21 protein-coding genes and 1 pseudogene are annotated in these 16,842 nt (G+C 71.1%); 7 read left to right on the forward strand and 15 right to left on the reverse strand.

Going from position 1 to position 16,842, the window contains the following annotated elements; translation table 11 throughout:
• Positions 1–10: 10 nt before the first annotated feature.
• The 6 genes and pseudogenes from CUT83_RS08895 to CUT83_RS08920 form a co-directional block, all read right to left on the reverse strand.
• Positions 11–757 carry a transposase family protein gene (locus CUT83_RS08895; RefSeq protein ID WP_101254054.1) on the reverse strand — a complete coding sequence of 249 codons (747 nt, stop codon included), beginning with the start codon at positions 755–757 and terminating at the stop codon, positions 11–13.
• Between the two features lie 289 nt (positions 758–1,046).
• Positions 1,047–1,586 carry a GNAT family N-acetyltransferase gene (locus tag CUT83_RS08900; RefSeq protein WP_101255323.1) on the reverse strand — a complete coding sequence of 180 codons (540 nt, stop codon included), beginning with the start codon at positions 1,584–1,586 and terminating at the stop codon, positions 1,047–1,049.
• Positions 1,587–1,628: 42 nt separating this feature from the next.
• Positions 1,629–2,107, reverse strand: a pseudogene (locus CUT83_RS08905) (hypothetical protein).
• Between the two features lie 24 nt (positions 2,108–2,131).
• Positions 2,132–2,290 carry a hypothetical protein gene (locus CUT83_RS30055; protein ID WP_158238982.1) on the reverse strand — a complete coding sequence of 53 codons (159 nt, stop codon included), beginning with the start codon at positions 2,288–2,290 and terminating at the stop codon, positions 2,132–2,134.
• 73 nt (positions 2,291–2,363) lie between these two features.
• Entirely contained in the window at positions 2,364–3,269 is a 906-nt protein-coding gene (locus tag CUT83_RS08915; RefSeq protein ID WP_101255325.1) for an aminoglycoside phosphotransferase family protein, read from the reverse strand.
• 32 nt (positions 3,270–3,301) lie between these two features.
• A complete protein-coding gene (locus CUT83_RS08920) occupies positions 3,302–4,735 on the reverse strand; it encodes an NsdA family TPR-like regulatory protein (RefSeq protein ID WP_101255326.1) in 1,434 nt (477 codons plus the stop codon).
• Positions 4,736–5,097: 362 nt separating this feature from the next.
• On the opposite strand from CUT83_RS08920, the gene CUT83_RS08925 reads away from it, so the two are divergent.
• The 6 genes from CUT83_RS08925 to CUT83_RS08950 all read left to right on the forward strand — a co-directional run bounded on the left by CUT83_RS08925 (position 5,098) and on the right by CUT83_RS08950 (position 8,357).
• Entirely contained in the window at positions 5,098–5,502 is a 405-nt protein-coding gene (locus CUT83_RS08925; RefSeq protein ID WP_158238983.1) for a hypothetical protein, read from the forward strand.
• Positions 5,499–6,125, forward strand: a complete 627-nt coding sequence (locus CUT83_RS08930; protein WP_240958181.1) for a hypothetical protein — start codon at positions 5,499–5,501, stop codon at positions 6,123–6,125. Before CUT83_RS08925 ends, CUT83_RS08930 begins: the two co-directional genes overlap by 4 nt.
• Positions 6,122–6,547 (forward strand): hypothetical protein, encoded by a 426-nt coding sequence (locus CUT83_RS08935; protein ID WP_194074703.1) that lies wholly within the window; start codon positions 6,122–6,124, stop codon positions 6,545–6,547. Before CUT83_RS08930 ends, CUT83_RS08935 begins: the two co-directional genes overlap by 4 nt.
• A complete protein-coding gene (locus CUT83_RS08940; protein WP_101255328.1) occupies positions 6,544–6,831 on the forward strand; it encodes a hypothetical protein in 288 nt (95 codons plus the stop codon). The genes CUT83_RS08935 and CUT83_RS08940 overlap by 4 nt, the downstream gene beginning before the upstream one ends.
• A gap of 91 nt (positions 6,832–6,922) precedes the next feature.
• Positions 6,923–7,282, forward strand: a complete 360-nt coding sequence (locus CUT83_RS08945; protein ID WP_101255329.1) for a hypothetical protein — start codon at positions 6,923–6,925, stop codon at positions 7,280–7,282.
• Between the two features lie 217 nt (positions 7,283–7,499).
• Positions 7,500–8,357, forward strand: coding sequence for a class I SAM-dependent methyltransferase (locus CUT83_RS08950; RefSeq protein WP_240958183.1), 858 nt, complete (start codon positions 7,500–7,502; stop codon positions 8,355–8,357).
• 120 nt (positions 8,358–8,477) lie between these two features.
• Here the strand turns inward: CUT83_RS08950 and CUT83_RS08955 are convergent, their stop codons facing one another.
• Complete coding sequence (locus CUT83_RS08955; protein WP_101255331.1) at positions 8,478–9,266, reverse strand: DUF6928 family protein; 789 nt, start codon at positions 9,264–9,266, stop codon at positions 8,478–8,480.
• Between the two features lie 304 nt (positions 9,267–9,570).
• Positions 9,571–9,963 carry a hypothetical protein gene (locus tag CUT83_RS08960; RefSeq protein WP_101255332.1) on the reverse strand — a complete coding sequence of 131 codons (393 nt, stop codon included), beginning with the start codon at positions 9,961–9,963 and terminating at the stop codon, positions 9,571–9,573.
• A 121-nt stretch (positions 9,964–10,084) separates the two neighbouring features.
• Between CUT83_RS08960 and CUT83_RS08965 the strand changes: the two genes are divergently transcribed.
• A complete protein-coding gene (locus CUT83_RS08965) occupies positions 10,085–10,897 on the forward strand; it encodes a nucleotidyltransferase domain-containing protein (RefSeq protein WP_101255333.1) in 813 nt (270 codons plus the stop codon).
• Between the two features lie 75 nt (positions 10,898–10,972).
• Here CUT83_RS08965 and CUT83_RS08970 read toward each other — a convergent pair whose 3' ends face one another.
• The 7 genes from CUT83_RS08970 to CUT83_RS09000 all read right to left on the reverse strand — a co-directional run bounded on the left by CUT83_RS08970 (position 10,973) and on the right by CUT83_RS09000 (position 16,748).
• Positions 10,973–12,463: an ATP-binding protein gene (locus CUT83_RS08970; protein WP_101255334.1), complete on the reverse strand. Its 1,491-nt coding sequence runs from the start codon at positions 12,461–12,463 to the stop codon at positions 10,973–10,975.
• A gap of 76 nt (positions 12,464–12,539) precedes the next feature.
• Positions 12,540–13,766, reverse strand: coding sequence for an acyl-CoA dehydrogenase family protein (locus CUT83_RS08975; RefSeq protein ID WP_101255335.1), 1,227 nt, complete (start codon positions 13,764–13,766; stop codon positions 12,540–12,542).
• 6 nt (positions 13,767–13,772) lie between these two features.
• Positions 13,773–14,795: a phosphotransferase family protein gene (locus tag CUT83_RS08980; protein WP_101255336.1), complete on the reverse strand. Its 1,023-nt coding sequence runs from the start codon at positions 14,793–14,795 to the stop codon at positions 13,773–13,775.
• A gap of 154 nt (positions 14,796–14,949) precedes the next feature.
• A complete protein-coding gene (locus tag CUT83_RS08985; protein WP_101255356.1) occupies positions 14,950–15,423 on the reverse strand; it encodes a gluconokinase in 474 nt (157 codons plus the stop codon).
• A 17-nt stretch (positions 15,424–15,440) separates the two neighbouring features.
• Positions 15,441–15,782, reverse strand: coding sequence for a DUF202 domain-containing protein (locus CUT83_RS08990; RefSeq protein ID WP_241524780.1), 342 nt, complete (start codon positions 15,780–15,782; stop codon positions 15,441–15,443).
• Positions 15,779–16,189, reverse strand: a complete 411-nt coding sequence (locus CUT83_RS08995) for a YidH family protein (RefSeq protein WP_101255337.1) — start codon at positions 16,187–16,189, stop codon at positions 15,779–15,781. Before CUT83_RS08995 ends, CUT83_RS08990 begins: the two co-directional genes overlap by 4 nt.
• A gap of 10 nt (positions 16,190–16,199) precedes the next feature.
• Positions 16,200–16,748: an NUDIX domain-containing protein gene (locus CUT83_RS09000; protein WP_101255338.1), complete on the reverse strand. Its 549-nt coding sequence runs from the start codon at positions 16,746–16,748 to the stop codon at positions 16,200–16,202.
• Between the last annotated feature and the right edge of the window lie 94 nt (positions 16,749–16,842).

The raw sequence follows: 16,842 nt of genomic DNA on the forward strand, positions 1-16,842 counted from the left end.
TGAACGCTTCTCATCCTGAGCGCCAGGCGATCTCGATGGCGTGAACGGCGGCGACCGTGCGACCGATGCGGTTGGTGCTGCACCGGGCCTTGCGGAGGATCCGCCATTGCTTGAGGCGGGCGAAGGCGCGTTCGCCCGGGGCGCGCAGCCGGGCGTGGTCGCGGTTGTACTGCTGGTAGTGCTCGGGCAGGTCGCGATGACCGTAGTAGGGGGTGCGGACGGTCGCGCCGGCGCCCTGGTAGGCGCGGTCGGCCAGGACGAGGAGCTGACGGGACAGGCAGGCTTGGATCACACCGTGGGCGCGGGCTGCGGTCAGGTCGTGCGTGCGGCCCGGTGTCGCGCGGGAGAACCAGAGCGGGGTGCCGTCCGGGCGGGCGATGACCTGCACGTTCATCCCGTGGCGGCGGTGCTTCTGCGAGTAGTACGGCTCGTCCGCCGCGATGCGGTTGGTAGTGATCAAAGTGCCGTCGAGGATGACGAACCCCTCCGGCGGCAGCTCGCGCAGGGCCTCGTGCAGGCTCGGGGCGCGCTCGGCGAGGAGGTCGACCGTTTCGCTCACGTACCGGCCGGCGGTGGCGGTGGAGATGCCGAACCCCGCTGCGGCCTGGGCCAGGGTCTCGTTCTTGCGCAGGTGCACCAGGACCAGCAGGGCCTGGCGGAAGCAGCCCAGCTTCCGCCAGCGGGAGTTCAGCTCACGCCTTCGGGCGTAGATGAGCCAGGAAACGTGCTCCACGACTTCGTGGGGGACGTCGAGCATGGCACGATACGGGACCAACAGGGCTCCTGTGTCGAGACGTTGGCGAGTGAGATCACCAGCCGCAACGACCAGGAGCCCTGCCGCGTTACGGCCCCCCGACCACCAGCCGCCATCACCCACGAACCACAGGATGAGAAGCGTTCAGTGACAGAAGGACTACTGATTGAGCGTGTGTGACAAGTCGGGTGCCTTGACTGTGACAGCCAGGATGCTTCGTCCGTTCCCTTTTCCAGCTCGTCCGACCCTGCTGGTGACAACTAACGTGCTTCGGCTCAGCGCTTCGGCCCGACTATCCCGGGTGCGGGTCCGTCGCCAGCCGTGCGTGCAACTCGACGTCGTAGCGGACGCCGTCGTAGGCGAGCTTCTGCCGTTGCAGGCCCTCGGGTGCGAACCCTGCCGCGCGGGCCACGTGGCAGGAGGCCGGGTTGTCGGTGCGGTGCCCCAGCTCCAGGCGGAACAGGCCCAGGTCGGTGAAGCACCAGTCGGCCAGCGCCCGGCAGCCGTGGGCCGCCACGCCCCTGCCACGGGCGGCGGCGGTGGTCCAGTACGAGACCCAGCCGGTGCCGTGCTGCGCGTTGACGCCGCTCACCGCGACACCGCCCAGAGCCGTGTCGCCGCCGTCGGCGACGGCGAAGCCGTAGGCCACTCCACGGTGCCACTGGTCCCGTCGCCGCCGGATCCACTGCTCGGCCTCCGCCGCCGTGGTGACGGGCGCGTCGGCCTGCCGCCCCATCACCGGTTCCGCGAACGCCTCCAGTACGGCGGAGACATCGGACAGCGCCCACGGGCGCAGGCACAACCCGGCCGGTAACCACAGTCGATCACGCATTCCACGGATTCTTCCGCCGGACCGGGCGAGGCGGCAACGCCGTCAGCCCCGGGAGGCGCCCTCGGGCCACAGAACCCGGACGGGGACGCCGGTGCGACGGGCGTAGGCCACCACATCCGCCGTGCCGCCGTAGCCGCGCGCCGGTTTCCCGTCCCAGACGGCGAGCAGAAGGTCCACCAGGCCGACGAGGATCTCGCTGCCCGCCTGGTGGGCGTGGGAGCCGGACTCGACCAGCCCGGTGCGGTGCACCTCGGCCGCGCTCCCCAGCAGTCCGTCGTACGCCGGGTGGTGCCACTGGGGCAGGTCGTCGCGGTACCGCTCGGCGGGCAGGACGGCCTCGACGAGCCCGCCGTGGTCGAGCACGTACTCTCGGCGAACCATGCGTCCGGCCCGTCCGCCAGGCACGACACTGCCACCAGCTCACCCGGCGGGCACTGCCGCACCTCCGCCTCCAGCATGGCCCGAACCCGCTCGGCGACCGGCTCGGGCAGTCCGCGGTGCCCGGTGATTCCCACGTGCATGGGTCTCCTCCGCAGGATGTGGCTTCAGCGCAGGTAGGTGCGCTGCCACTCGGTGATGGACATTCCTTCCGCCGCCTCGGCGAGTGCCTGCGCGGAGGGCGTCCTCAGCTTCGTCCGGGTGGTGTCCACCCACTCCCGTGCGTTGGGATAGCCCTGTTCCAGGTACTCCAGCCCCTGAATCACGCATTCCAACTTGTCGGCGTCGCGCGCGACGAGCACTCTTTCCCCGGTGTGACGGGAAGGGGCGGATACGGCATCAGAGTATGTTCCAGCGCAGCTGGCTATCCGATTCCCGCAGTCCCACGATGCGGCGTTCCACCTCCGCCAGGGAGCCGGGGGTGTGGGCCGCCTTGCGGGCGTTGGTGGTGACCATCCTCAGCTCCCGGATGTCGCGCAGGACCGGATAACCGGACCAGCCCGTGACGTCGTATCCGTAGGCCCGGGCGAACCGCTCGTAGTGTTCGGCGCCGTGGCCGAAGCGGCGGCAGTGGATCTCGATGGTCGTCAGATCCCACTCCGGCTGACCCCAGGCCACGGTGTCCCAGTCGCACAGCACGGTGTGCTTGCCGTCGTACAGGGCGTTGCGGTGCTGAGGGTCACCCTGGAGAACGGCCTCGGGCAGTTCGTACGTGAGGTCGGTGAGTTGCTTCTCCAGCCTGTCCACCCGCCGGGAGAGGAAGCGGACGGATTCCTGCGGCAGCGAGGTGATTGCCGCGAGGGAGGCCCGGATCGCCGACACGTTGTCCAGCGGCCTGAGCCGGAACGGCGGGGCGGGCAATCGGTGCAGGGCGCGCAGCGGCCCGGCGATGCGGCCTGCGGTCACCGGCTTGTCGGGCTGGGGAAGGTACGTCCAGAAGGTGACCGGGTGGCCGTCGATGACGGTCGGCTGATCCGGGCCCGGATACAGCGGGACGGTCGGGAAGTCCCGCTCCATCAGCCACCGGACGAAGCGGATGGTGCGCTCGACCCCGGTCGGGTGCGAGCCCCGTCGTGCGATCTTGACGACGACAGGCGCGTGGGCGAGGCGTACGACGGCATTGGTGTGGCCGCGCAGCAGCACCGCGCCGGTGCTGTCCAGCCCGGCCGTCTCACAGGCGCGTTCCAGCACATGTCGCAGTTCGGACTCGGAGAACCCACCGTGGCGGGGCAGCGGTGCAGTCATGGACCAAGGCTGGCCGAGGGTGCGCATGCCTGTCACACCGTCCCCGGAGGAAGCGCCAGGATCTCGCCCAGTTCCCGTACGGCTCGGGCGGACCTCATCGAGGGTGGCAGCGCCTCGATGACGTGTCGTACCCGTGCTCCCAGGATCGTCGTCCGATGGGCCGGGGATGCCTGAAGGTAGGCCGCGCCCGCCAGTCTGCACGCTTCGGTCAGGTTCCTTTCCCGGGCGAGACAGATGGCCTGCTCCAGTCTGAGCAGTGCGGGGTCGATGCCGCTGTGGCTCGGATACAGGGACAGCGCCCGCTGCTGGACCTCACGGGCCTGGCGGCTGCGGCCGAGGAAGGTGTGCACACCGCTGAGGTAGAGCAGTAGTCGGCGCTCGGGGAAGGCGAAGGCGTCCTCCGCCGACCCGTGCCCGCACTTCTCGAACACGTTGTGCGTGTGGCGAAGCGCCTCTTCCGCTCCCGGGGCATCGCCCTGTCTGGCGAGTGCGCGTGCCTCGGCGGCTGCGGCGAAGGCCCCCGTGGCGCTGAAGCGGTGGCGCAGCAGCAGACGGGCTTCCCGGGCCAGCGAGATCGCGGACTCCAACGGGCCGTAGTAGTAGGGCAGCATCGCCGCCTGAGCACGCACCCTGGCGCGGATCTCGACGTTCCCGCTGTCGTCCGCCGCCGTACGGGCCGTGGCGTACCACGCGCGGGACTGCCTGAGGCGGCCGAGCTTCATCAGGCAGTCGGCGACGAGGGTCGCCAGGAGCGCGATCGTCTCCGACAGCCGCACCTGCGCCGCGGCCGGCTGCCGCTCGGCCGCCAGCGTCCGGACTTCTTCGAGGTCCGCGAGCAGCACCCCCAGCATCGCCTCCGGCGGCGTGGAGATGTACTGCGTACGCAGCCACAACAACCGCTCGTCCAACAGGTCGAGTTGGCCGGCGCTCACGCTGGTGGACGCCAGCGTCCTGTCGACGGACCGGCGTACCGATCCCGCCATGCGTTCGATGGGATCGGCCGGGAGATCGGTGATCGTGCCGCCCTCCGAACGGGCGGCGGAGGAAGGCCCCATCACCGAGTTCTCCTGAACGTACCCCGATGGTGAACGGGGAGTCGGAGCTTCCAACCGAGAGGAGTCGCGGTAATCCCCGACCAGACCGATGCCCTGGGAGTCGGTCCGGTACAGACGGCAGAGAAGATCCACCGTCGCTGCTCTGGGGCGGCGGTCCGGGCGTTTCTCCCACAGGGCGAGCTGGTCCTCGTCCACTTTCGGCGGCGAGGTCACGCCCGATTCGGAGCACATGCGGTGGAACTCGGCCACGGCGGTGCCCAGCGTCCAGCCACGGGCCAGCCGGTGCGCCCGCAGCCTGCTCACTCCGCAGCAACCGTGGATGGCGTCCACCGTCCGCTCGACAGACCACTGTTCGGTGGTCGCGTGCTCCCGCCAGCGCTTGGCACAGGAGGGGCGGTGCTGTCCCTGCATGCTCCTACCTCCGTTTCACCCGGGCAGTCATCGAGCGTAGTGATCGCCTCCACGTTCCGTGACGGAAATCCGTGACTTCTCACGGGTTTGCCCCGGCCGACCGAGAAAAGCCACGGGGTGGGCACCATCCGTGATTTCTCCAGGTTGTTCGTCCCCTGCCGTCATGGCGAACCTGACGAACCTCGCCTCGCCGGGAAACGGAGGCTTCGCCCCGGGCGATGCACTTTCTCCCAGGGGAGGCGAGCAGGAGTGCGGTTTTCCGACGAAGGCAGGAAACAGTGCGTCCACACCTCGACATCGCTCGCCCGGCGGTTTGGAGTAGGTCCAAAACGCGGCGCCTCTTCGTCTGTTCCTCCGCGCAGATGCGGGAGGCGTTGCCCCGTGCCGCTCTCGTCCGGCCGGGTGTGTGGTGCGAGGCGGTCGTCGCCGCCGAGAGCGACCCGGGCGCGGAGAAGTGGTACGACGGGTACGCCGCCGCGTCGCCGGAGACGGCGATCCGGTGGCTGCGGACCGGGGCGCGGACGGTGGCGCCGTCGCTGGGGCCGTTGCAGGCCGGGTACGTGCTGGAACACTGGGTGCACGGGCCCGGCTCGCTCCAGGACTACGTCCGGCTGCGCCGGGGCCGCCCCTGCGCGCTGACCGTCTACCGGGACGGGCACCGGCTGACCTGGAGAGCCCGCCAGGTGCGGTTCCTGCACCTGGCGGCGGTCAACGGCAGGCGGCCGTGTACCGCCGCCGTGCGGGCAGGGGAGGTGCGGTGGCCGTGAACGCACAACCCCTGGACCGGCCGGATGTGGTGCCGTACATCACCGCCTGGAGCGGCGAGCAGCGCCTCACACCTGCGGTGATCGCCACCGCACGAGGCATCGCCTACTCCGACGAGGTACCCCACGACCGCGACGCCGACGGCGCGCTGTGGGTGCGCCGCGCCCTGCACCCGGGCCGGGGCAGGCCGCGCTACTCCCGCGTTCATCCCCAGCGGCAGCGCCGGGCGATGGCCCGGCTGCTGTGCCAGATCTGCGGCTCTCCGGCCGACCGCGACGGGCACGGGGTGCTGTGGCTGCTGGAGGACGACCGCACCGATTGGACCGGCTGGCCGGAGGGCCTGGTCACCGTCCATCCGCCCGTCTGCCTGCCCTGCGCATCGAAGGCCGCCGGGCTCTGCCCCCACTTGCGCGGCACCGGAGCGGTGGCGGTCCGCGTCCGTGACTCCGTACTCGACGGCGTCCACGGCCAGACCTACCGCCTCCACAACGGCCGTCTCGTTCCCGACCTGCAGGCCATCGTCCTGTACGAACAGCCCGAGATCCGCTGGACACTGGCCGCCCAGGCCGCCCGCACTCTCAACGGCTGCACTCTGGTCGACCTCCACACCGGGCGGCCCCTGTGAACCGGCCCCGATCCTTCCGCGAGACGTACGTATCCGGGCCGTTCTGCCACCAGGACGTACGCCGACCACCGCGAGACGCCACGGCCGCCACCGGACTCCGCTCCCTCGGGCCTGCCACCCGTCTCTACCGGTGCCAGGCCATCGCCTCCACCCCCGACGACGGCCGCACCTTCCCCCTCGGCGCCCATACGGCCGGCTCACCCCGCCTGGCCCTGCGCTGGCTCCGACAACGGGCCCGCCACATCGCCGACCAGCTCGACCCGTCGGCCGCACGGCCCCTCCTGGCCTGGCTCCATGACGACCAGGCCCACGAACACGCGTTAGCCGTCCTCGCCTCCGGCATGCCCTACACCCACACCATCCGCGACGACACCGTCCGCTACCAGCTCACCGCCCACCCGACCCCAAGGCGCTACCCGTGACCTTCGACCGTGCTGCCCAGACCGAGCAGTTGTACCGCTACGAGATCACCGCCGCCCTGAACGCCGTCGTCCGCGCCTGCCAGGACATCGTCACCGAACACAGCCACCGCGGCTTCTGGACACCCCACACCAGCACCGAGCCGACCCCCACGCATCAAGACCTGATCGAGGCCGCCCGCCGCGATGTCCTCAACCGTCTCCAGATGGTCATCCACTGCGCCGAGACGGTCGCCTACACCATCGAGCACGACCGCCAACGCCGGCCCAACCGGCTCTCCGGGTAACGACCTTCGCTGAGCGGACGGATCGGCGAGGAAGCCTGGAGGCTCGGCGAACCGGCAGCGCATCGGGCGACGGGCTCAGTATGGTCGGCTCATGGCGGTCGACATCGAGGATCTGGCGACGCTGATCCGTGATCTGCATGCCGCTTACGACAGCAACGAGTGGGAGCCGAGTCCGGCGGAACGGGTCTGCGCTGTCCGGATTCTGGAGGTCGTCGCCTCACGCCCCCTCAGCGAGGCGATCGTCCAGGGTCTGCGGTGGGCGACTCCTCTGTCCGAGGACTCACGCCTTGCGTCCGTCGCGGTCTCGTACGCCGTGCACTTTCGGCGCTCGATGGCCCCGCCTCCCGGTCCCGGTCAGCGGGTCGAGGACGCTTTCCTCGACCTGCTCCGGAAGATCACAGGTCACCCGGGAGAGGGTGCGGCGGTCGCGGTGGGAACGAGTGGGCCGTAGCCCTTAACCGGAAACTCGACGCCGACGATGCGAGCCGTCGGCGGTCCGGTAGGAGACCTGCCCGGTGTCGTGTCGCCGTAGCCGCACGCCGGTTTCCCGTGCCGGACGGGAATCGACCGAGATACCTCCCAAGTGATGCGAAAGAGAAATCAATCCCCTATTGCGAAATTTTTGTTTTAATGATATCATTTGCCAGTTGTTGGCTATGGTGAGTGCTGTGACACCACAGAGCCCAAGCAGTACTGCCCTGACGGCCGCAGCCTCACGCGCCGCCCATCTCGTCGTCGACAGCCCGCCGTCGATCTTTGCCGACACGCTCGCCGAAGCCCTGCTGGGTGCCCAGGCCGAAGAGCTTCTGGGCTACCACCGCGCTTACGGGGACCATCTCGTCCTGTCCGCCGCCCGAGCCCAGACCGTCTGCCGCAGCCGCTACGCCGAAGAGTGCGTCAGCCGCGCGATCCACTCGGGCATACGCCAGTACGTCATCCTCGGCGCCGGTCTCGACACCTTCGCCCACCGCTCCGAACTCGCCGGGCACGTCCGTGTCTTCGAGGTTGACCATCCCGCCACCCAGCAGGACAAGAGGGAGCGGCTGGCTGCCGCGGGAGTTCCGGTCCCCGGCAACCTCACCTATGTGCCGCTGGACTTCGAGCGCGAGCCCCTGGCCGGCGGGCTCGGCGCCCACGGCTTCGATCCGAGCCGGCCGTCGGTCGTCGCCTGGCTGGGCGTGAGCATGTACCTCACCGCCGACTCCGTCGCCGAAACTCTCGGCGCGATAGGAAGCTTCGCTCCCGGTACTCAACTCGTCATGGACTACATGCTCCCCGGGGAACTGCGCGATGCCACCGCGCGGCGATACGCCGACGCCGTCGCGTCCTTCGCCGCCGAACGCGGTGAGCCGTGGCGGACCTTCTTCGCTCCGGACGAACTGACCGCTGTGCTGTCCGGCTGCGGTTTCGAGTCCGTCAGGCATGTCCGCCAGCGCGAGATGCTCGACGCCGCCCTGTGGGACCGTCAGGACGTACTGGTACCGCTCGACCTGTCTCGCATAGCCCACGCCCGGACACGCGGGTAGGAGCGGACGCACTGCATCGCCCGGGAGGTGCTCCTTCGGAGACAACGGCCGTGCACCAGGGATACGGGGCGTCCCGGGGGGCGGCGGAAGGGGAGTCGTGAGCCGGGGCGTCGGAGTGGACTACAGGCTGTCGCGTCTGGTCAGTGAGCCGTCGGGATTCATGGTGTAGAAGCGCGGTGGGCCCATGGCCTCCACGGCCCGCCTCAGTTCCGCTTCCCGCTCGGCTGAGCCGGGTCCGCATGCGTCCCGCACGCGGAAACCGTGGAGTTCGACGGCTCCCGCGTCGATGTCGCCGGGCTCGGGGCGTCCCTCCAGGACGAATCCGCACAGTGCGCGCAGCGCGTCTTCGCCGAGCTCAAGAGGATGGAAGGGCAGCGGGTACGGTTCCTCCTCTTCCTCCTCTTCCTCCTCTTCCCCTTCCTCCTCGTCCGGCCAGGGGATGACGTCGGCGGGACGGTTCCCGGCCCAGTAGGGCAGTTCGAAGGGGAGTGGTTTGCCGATGTTCTCGATGATCCCGTCGTCCGGCGACAGGCTCAGGGAACGGACGAGGCGCCCGTCCTCCCACACGGCGAACGCGAACCAGTCGACCACGCTGTGCATGGCGTGCAGGACGAGCCGTCGATCGGCGCTCGCCGCGACGAGGTGCTCCGGAAGCTGCGACGGGAAGTCGACCATCACCTCCCGGTCGCAGACGATCTCCAGGCCCGGCCGACAGGCCGCGTACACCCTCCCGTCCGGCGGGTACACGCCGTCCCGCAGGTTTGAGCCCGTGCCTTCCTCGATCTTCCGGTCCGGATACAGGCGACGCAGCAGGGCGGATGTCCGTGCCGGGTCCGGATCTCCTGCCTGCCGCAGGAGATCCGGCACGTCCCCGTCGGCGTATACGAGCAGCCCCGTTTTCGCTCCCAAAACCCCTCCCGAGATCGTCCCCGTTCGTCGTCGCACGGTAGCCGCCCGCACCGACATCAGGGCGAACCTCGGAGAGGGGTGAGGGGGGTGGGTACGGAGCCATTCGGCGTCCCGGGCCCGTGCGGGCCGGGGACGCCTATCCGGCCCCCCCCCTTGGCCGCCGCACTCCTTGCCGAGAGCGTCGAACCGGCTCATTTCTGCGCATGAAGCTAGCAGTCACCACCGACAGCGCCGCTCGGAAGGCAGAGGGGGCAGGCAGGACGCGGCCTGTGTGCGCCCGCTTTCAGGGAGGGCGACCGCCCAGTCAAAGCTGCGCAAGGCGGTTGAAGCCGGCGAGGCGGGGCGAGACGGTGAAGGGGAAGGACTCACCGCCGGGGGTCTTGAGGGCGGCGATGATGTCGTGGTCCGGTTCGCCGAACACCTCGAAGTGCTGAACAGCGCAGTGCTCCATGACCTCGCGGATGTACGGGTCCGACAGCCGCCAGTGGGCGCGGATGGCCTCGGAGTCGCGGTAGAGCTGGAAGCTGTGCGCCAGCATCCGCTCCTCGTCGATGAAGACCTCCACCATCAGCTGGGGGCCGTGATCCTGAGTGAACGCCACCGCCTGCGAGATGGCGCGGCGGAAGCCGTCGAGGTGGCCTTCGGCGATGCGCATGGTGTTGCGGAAGAGGATGGTGCCGCTGCTCGTGGTGTCCATGCGCTTGAGTGTCTTACTTCAAGCGAGGTTGAGGTCAAGGGTGGAGCCTGACCGGAGACACCGGCCAGGTGAGGAGCGTCATCCACCGGCCCGGCATGTCGCCGGCTGCCAGACTCGTTCCATGCGGGCGATCATCGAGGACATGGCCGGCCGCCTGGCCGAGGTGCCGGGCGTGGTCGGGGTAATGCTCGGCGGCAGCCGGGCGCGCGGCGAGCACCGGCCCGGATCGGACTGGGATCTCGGCGTCTACTACCGGGGCGAACTCGATCTCGCCGCACTGCGCGCGCTGGCCGGTCCCGGGGTGGAGGTGGTCGGCCCGGGCGGCTGGGGGCCCTGGGTGAACGGCGGTGCGTGGCTGCGCGTCGACGGTGTGGCGGTGGACTGGATCCTGCGGGACCTGGACCGGGTCGAGCGGGTGTGGGCGGACTGCCGGGAGGGCCGGTACGAGGTGGGCGTACAGGCCGGGCATCCACTCGGATTCTGGTCGCCGTGCTACGCGGGCGAGGTGGCGCTCGGCCGGGTACTGGCCGACCCGTCCGGCGAGTTGGCGGACCTCCGGTGCAGGACCGCGGTCTACCCCGAGCCGCTGCGGGAGGCGTTGACCGCGGCGGCCTGGGAGGCGGAGTTCCTGGTCGGTGCCGCGGCGAAGGGCGCGGCAGGGGCGGACACGCTCTACGTCTCGCTCTGCCTGTCCCGGGCGGTCGGTGTGCTGGTGCAGGCGGTGTTCGCCGAGGACCGGCGCTGGTGCCTCAACGAGAAGGGCGCGCTGGCCGTCGCCGGGACACTGCCGGCCGCGCCGGCCGGCTTCGGCCCGCGAGTCCGCCGCCTGCTGGGGGCTCCCGGCGAGACCTCCGAGTCGCTGGCGGCGACGGTGGCCGAGGCGCGGGCACTGGTCGGGGAGACCGTCGCCGCACTGGGGAACCGCACCGGGTGACAGCGCCTGCCCCGAGCGCGGGGCCCGCGCGTGCCGCGGGCCACCCGCCGAAGTCCCGGCGGGTTGCCGCACCGTTCAGGCGTACAGGTCGTCCAGGCCGATGAGCAGTACGTCGCCGTCGCGTGCCGCCTCGGCGCGCAGGGCGTCGCTGAAGCCCGCGCCGCTGAAGCAGGCCAGCCGGCACCCATCGGTGTCCGCCGCGCCCCGCTCGGTGAGGATCTCCCGGGCCCGCCTGAGCCTCTCCAGGTGCTTCACGCCCATGACCGTGCCCCACTTGGCCTCGCCGAGCAGGGCCACCGACGGTCTGCCCGCCCCCGATCCCGGTTCGACCGCTGCCACGTCGATCTCGATCTGCCTGCGCGCCGCCGGGTCGGTGACGACGCCGCTGCCCACCTGCCCGGGGAAGGAGTCGAGCAGGGCCTGCCCCGGGCCGAGTACGTACTCGCGGCACACCGCCTCGAAGTGCGGTCCGGCCACCTGGGAGGCGAAGCGTTCGGCCGACCGCTCCCACACCTGTGCCGCCTGGCCGCTCTCCAGCCGCGCCCAGGAGGGGCGCATCACGGCCTCGTAGAAGGTGATCAGCGGCTCGCTGATGCGGTAGTGCGACTTCCCGGCCCGGAAGACGTCCGCCTCGCGGACCAGCAGATGGCTGTCCTCCAGGACGTGGAGGGGGTGGGAGATGTCCACCGACTTGCGGCCGATGTAGCCCGCGATCGCGCCCCGGGAGGTGTTGCCCTGGGCCACCGCGGCGAGGACCGAGTGGTAGAGCGCGGTGTCGCGGATGTCCGCCTCCTCGGCCAGCAGGTACCGGGCCTCCCGGAAGAGCGGGCTGAGGGGGGAGAGGACGGTACGGCAGAGCCAGTCGTCGAACTCCTCCAGGCTGCCGGGAACGTCGTCCGCCAGGAACTGCCGCCGGTACGCGGGCGTGCCGCCTAGGACGGCGTGGAGCCGGGCCGCGAGAGCGGGCTCGTCCGCCACGCCCCAGAAGTCCGCCGCCTCCCGGTATCCGAAGGGCCTCACGACCAGCTCCAGTTGGGCCCGGCCGCGCAGGGGGGCGGTGCTCGCCAGCAGCCCGCCCATGACGGACATCGCCGAGCCGCACAGCAGCAGCCGCATCCGGCTCTCCCGCACCTGGAAGCGGTCGATCTCCCGCTGGATCAAGGAGGGGAGCTCCGGAGCCGTCTTCACCAGATAGGGGAACTCGTCGATCACCACGAGCACCGGCCCCTCGCCGCGCTCGGGCAGGGCCAGGGCGAACAGGTAGGAGATCGCGTCGTCCCAGGTGGCGAAGGAGAACGGGGCCGGGGAGCCGGTGTACTCGGCCAGGGCGGCGCCGAACTGGCGCAGCGACTCGGCGGCGGTCGCGGTCGTGGCCCCGAAGTAGAAACCGCCCCGCCGCTCCACGAGGGCGCGCAGCAGATAGGTCTTGCCCATGCGCCGCCGGCCGCTGACGACTCCGAGCATGGCGTGCGGCAGCGGGCGGGCCGCGAAGGCCGCGAGGCCGTCCCATTCGGCGTCCCGGCCGAAGACGTGGGGTGGTTTGGCGGGGAGACTCGGGCGGGGCATCTCGCTCCAGGTGTTAGGACTACACTCCTTAGGAGTGTAGTCCTAACACCTTCGCGCGCCCTCCGGGCGCGGGGCCTCAGGACTGAGCGGGCGCGAAGCGCTTCAGCTCGCGGCGGGCCAGGGAGCGCTGGTGGACCTCGTCCGGGCCGTCGGCGAGCTGGAGGGTGCGGGCGCCGGCCCACAGCTCGGCCAGCGGGAAGTCCTGGCTGACGCCGCCCGCGCCGTGCAGCTGCACCGCGCGGTCCAGGATGCCCACGACCGTGCGCGGCACCGCGATCTTGATGGCCTGGATCTCGGTGTGAGCGCCCCGGTTGCCGACGGTGTCCATCAGCCAGGCCGTCTTGAGCACCAGCAGCCGCAGCTGCTCCACCGACACCCGCGCGTCGGCGATCCACTGCTGGACGACGCCCTGCGCGGCCAGCGGTCTGCCGAAGGCGGTACGGGTGCCGGCGCGGCGGCACATCAGCTCGATCGCCCGCTCGGCCATGCCGATCAGCCGCATGCAGTGGTGGATGCGGCCAGGTCCGAGCCGGGCCTGGGCGATGGCGAAGCCGCCGCCCTCCTCGCCGATCAGGTTGGCCACCGGCACCCGCACGTCGTGGAAGAGGACCTCGGCGTGGCCGCCGTGCCAGTGGTCCTCGTAACCGTAGACCGTCATCGCGCGGCGCACCTCGACGCCCGGGGTGTCGCGCGGCACCAGCACCATCGACTGCTGGCGGCGGATGTCCTCGCCGTCCGGGTCGGTCTTGCCCATCACGATGAAGACCGCGCAGTCGGGGTTCATCGCCCCGGAGATGTACCACTTGCGGCCGGTGATGACGTACTCGTCGCCCTCGCGCCGGATGCGGGTCTCGATGTTGGTGGCGTCGGAGGAGGCGACCTCGGGCTCGGTCATGGCGAAGGCCGACCGGATCTCCCCGGCCAGCAGCGGCTTCAGCCACCGCTCGCGCTGCTCGGCGCTGCCGAACTGGGCCAGCACCTCCATGTTGCCGGTGTCGGGCGCGGCGCAGTTGGTGGCGGTCGGGGCGAGCTGCGGGCTGCGGCCGGTGATCTCGGCCAGCGGCGCGTACTGGAGGTTGGTCAGTCCGGCGCCGTGCTCGGCGTCGGGCAGGAAGAGGTTCCACAGCCCGCGCTCGCGGGCGGCGGCCTTCAGCTCCGCCACCACCGGCGGGGTGCGCCACGGCGAGTCCAGCGCCGCCCGCTGCTGGCCGGCCACGGCCTCCGCGGGGTGGACGTGTTCGTCCATGAAGGCCAGCAGCTTCTCGCGGAGCTCCTCGGTGCGTGCGTCGAATCCGAAGTCCATGGCGGATCAGCCTTCCTGCAGGGTGGTGAGGCCTTCTGAGACGAAGAGGGGGACGAGCGCGCCGATGCGGTCGAAGCCCGCGCCGACGGTCTGCCCGAGGGTGTAGCGGTAGTGGATGCCCTCCAGGATCACGGCGAGCTTGAAGTAGGCGAACGCCGTGTACCAGGCGATGCCGGAGACGTCGCGGCCCGATGAGGAGGCGTACCGCTCGATCAGCTCCCGCGCGTCGGGGTGGCCGGGGGCCTCGCGGGTGGTGGCGATGGGGGCGCCGGGGATGCGCTGCTGGCTGCTGTACATCACCAGCAGTCCCAGGTCGGTCAGCGGGTCGCCGAGGGTGGACATCTCCCAGTCGAGGATGGCCGCGATCTCGTCGTCCGCGCCGACGAGTACGTTGTCCAGCCGGTAGTCGCCGTGGACGATCGCGGGGGCGGGGGAGGCGGGCAGCCGGCTGCCGAGCAGGGCGTGGAGTTCGTCGATGCCGGGCAGTTCGCGGCTGCGGGAGGCGTCCAGCTGCTTGCCCCAGCGCCGCAGCTGCCGCTCCAGGAAGCCCTCGGGACGTCCGAAGTCGCCCAGGCCGACGGAGTCCGGGTCCACCGAGTGCAGCTTCACCAGGGCGTCGGACAGGCCGAGGACCAGTTCGCGGGTGCGCTCGGGGCCGAGCGGGGCGAGCTGCTCGGCGGTGCGGTAGGGGGTGCCCTCCACGTACTCCATCACGTAGAAGGGCGCGCCGAGGACGGCGGTGTCCTCGCACAGCAGTACCGCGCCGGGCACGGGCACGTCGGTGGGGCCCAGGGCGTTGATCACCCGGTGCTCGCGGGTCATGTCGTGCGCGGTGGCCAGGACGTGGCCCAGCGGAGGGCGCCGCACCACCCAGCGCGAGGTCCCGTCGCTCACCTTGTAGGTCAGGTTCGAGCGGCCGCCCTCGATCAGCTCCGCGCTCAGGGGCCCCTGGACGAGCCCCGGGCGCTCGCCGTCCAGGTACGCGCGCAGCCGCGCGGGATCGAGGCCCGGTGGGTGGTGCTCGGTCATCGGCAGGCTCCTCGGCGGGAAGAGGGTGGTCGTACGTACCGGGCAATGATGCCGACCAGTCGGTATGGAGTCCAGAGAGGGGCCCGAAAAGAGAGCCCCGACACCGCGCGGAGACGGTGCCGGGGGCGATGCGAAGGGGAGTACGTGAACCGGATCAGCGGGGGACGGCGGCGACGGCCAGCTCCGTGACCTCCTGCGGCGTCCCGTCGATGGGAACGACCGCGCCCGCCTCGTCCGCGTCCAGCGCCTCCAGCGTCTCGAACTGGGACTTGAGCAGCGCGGACGGCATGAAGTGCCCGGTGCGGCCCGTCAGCCGCTCGCCGATCAGCTCGGGCGAGCCGTCCAGGTGGAGGAAGAACAGCTGCGGCGCGGCCCGGCGCAGCCGGTCGCGGTAGACGCGCTTGAGGGCGGAGCAGGTGACCACACCGCCGTCGGCACCCTGGACCTTGAGCCAGGCGGCGATCGCGTCCAGCCAGGGCGCGCGGTCGGTATCCGTCAGCGGTACGCCCGAGGCCATCTTCGCCACGTTCTCCGGCGGGTGGAAGTCGTCGGCCTCCGCGTACGGCACCCCCAGCCGCTCCGCCAGGGCCGTGCCCACCGTCGTCTTCCCGGACCCGGACACACCCATCACCACGACGAGCGGACTCACCACAGCCACACCACCACTCCAAAGATCGGCACGGACAGCGTACAGACGGCCGCCGCGTACGCCGTGCGTGTACCCAGCGTCCCCGGCCGGGGCACATCCAGCGCGCGGATACGGCGGTGGGCCAGCGCCAGGAACACCAGCCACACCAGCGCCCCCAGCGCGGCCGGGGCGTACTGCCGCGGCGGCCCGCCGTCGTGCAGCGTCCCGCGGGCCAGCAGCGCCACCACCGCCGCGAAGGCCAGGGTGGTGCGCCGCCACGCCATCCGGGTGCGCTCCGGCTGCGCGGCCGGATCGCGTACCGCCTCCTCGTCCCCGCGCGGCCGGCGGTCCGCGCTCACCGGCCCAGCTCTCCCAGCAGCACCCCGGCGACCACCACCAGCGCGGCCACCGCCGTGCCCAGTGCCAGCAGCACGGGGAAGCGGGACAGCGGCAGATCGTCGCCGTGCCGCATGGCCCGCTCGGTACGCAGCCAGTGGTTGACCGCCCGCACCGCGCACAGCGCGCCGCCGGCCAGGAGCACCACGGCGATCGCCGCCCGGGGGCCGGGGCGGAGCCCGGTCAGGAACTGGTCCACCGCCAGACCACCCGCCACCAGCGCCAGCGCGGTGCGGATCCACGCAAGGAAAGTCCGCTCGTTGGCCAGCGAGAAGCGGTAGTCGGGAGTGGTGCCCTCGGCCCGCATCCGCTCCGGCGCCAGCCACAGCCGCAGCGAGTCCCGCAGTCCATGCCAGAGCCGTTCGATCATGCTTCCGACACTACGTGGGACCCCCGCCCCGCTTCCGGTGCCACTCCTGCAGCCGCCGGTGGCACTCCAGGCCGTCGGGCACCACGTCCCACTCCTCCAGCCGCCGCTCCACCTCGTCCTCCGGCAGGAAGTCCCACCAGGCGACCTCCTCGGCCTGCGGGCGCACCGGCAGCTCGCACCGCACCTCGTAGACGGCCAGGAACCAGGTGTGCTCCGGCGACTCGTACAGGAACGTCAGCCGGTGCTCCGGATGCGGCAGCCCGCTCACCCCCAGCTCCTCCCCGGCCTCGCGCAGCGCCGCCTCGTCGTAGCTCTCGCCCGCGCCGACCACGCCTCCGACGACCAGGTCGTACATCGAGGGGAAGATCAGCTTTTCGGGGGTGCGGCGGTGCACGAAGATCCGGCCCCCGGCGTCCCGCACCTGCACCGACACGCTCCGGTGCCGCATCCGCCGGGCGGTGGCCGTACCGCGCCGGGCCCGGCCGATCACACGGTCGTACTCGTCCACGATGTCCAGCAGTTCGTCCGCGGATCTACCCGCCGCCTCCTCATTTGTCATCCGATCATCAAAGCAGCCCGCAAGGGTGCCGCGCCTCCGGGCGACGGGTTACTCTCCGGTCACCAGCGGGACGGACCGAGGAACGGATGGGCCG

The organism is Streptomyces barkulensis, from assembly GCF_002843305.1.
In the GTDB taxonomy this organism is placed as follows: domain Bacteria; phylum Actinomycetota; class Actinomycetes; order Streptomycetales; family Streptomycetaceae; genus Streptomyces; species Streptomyces barkulensis.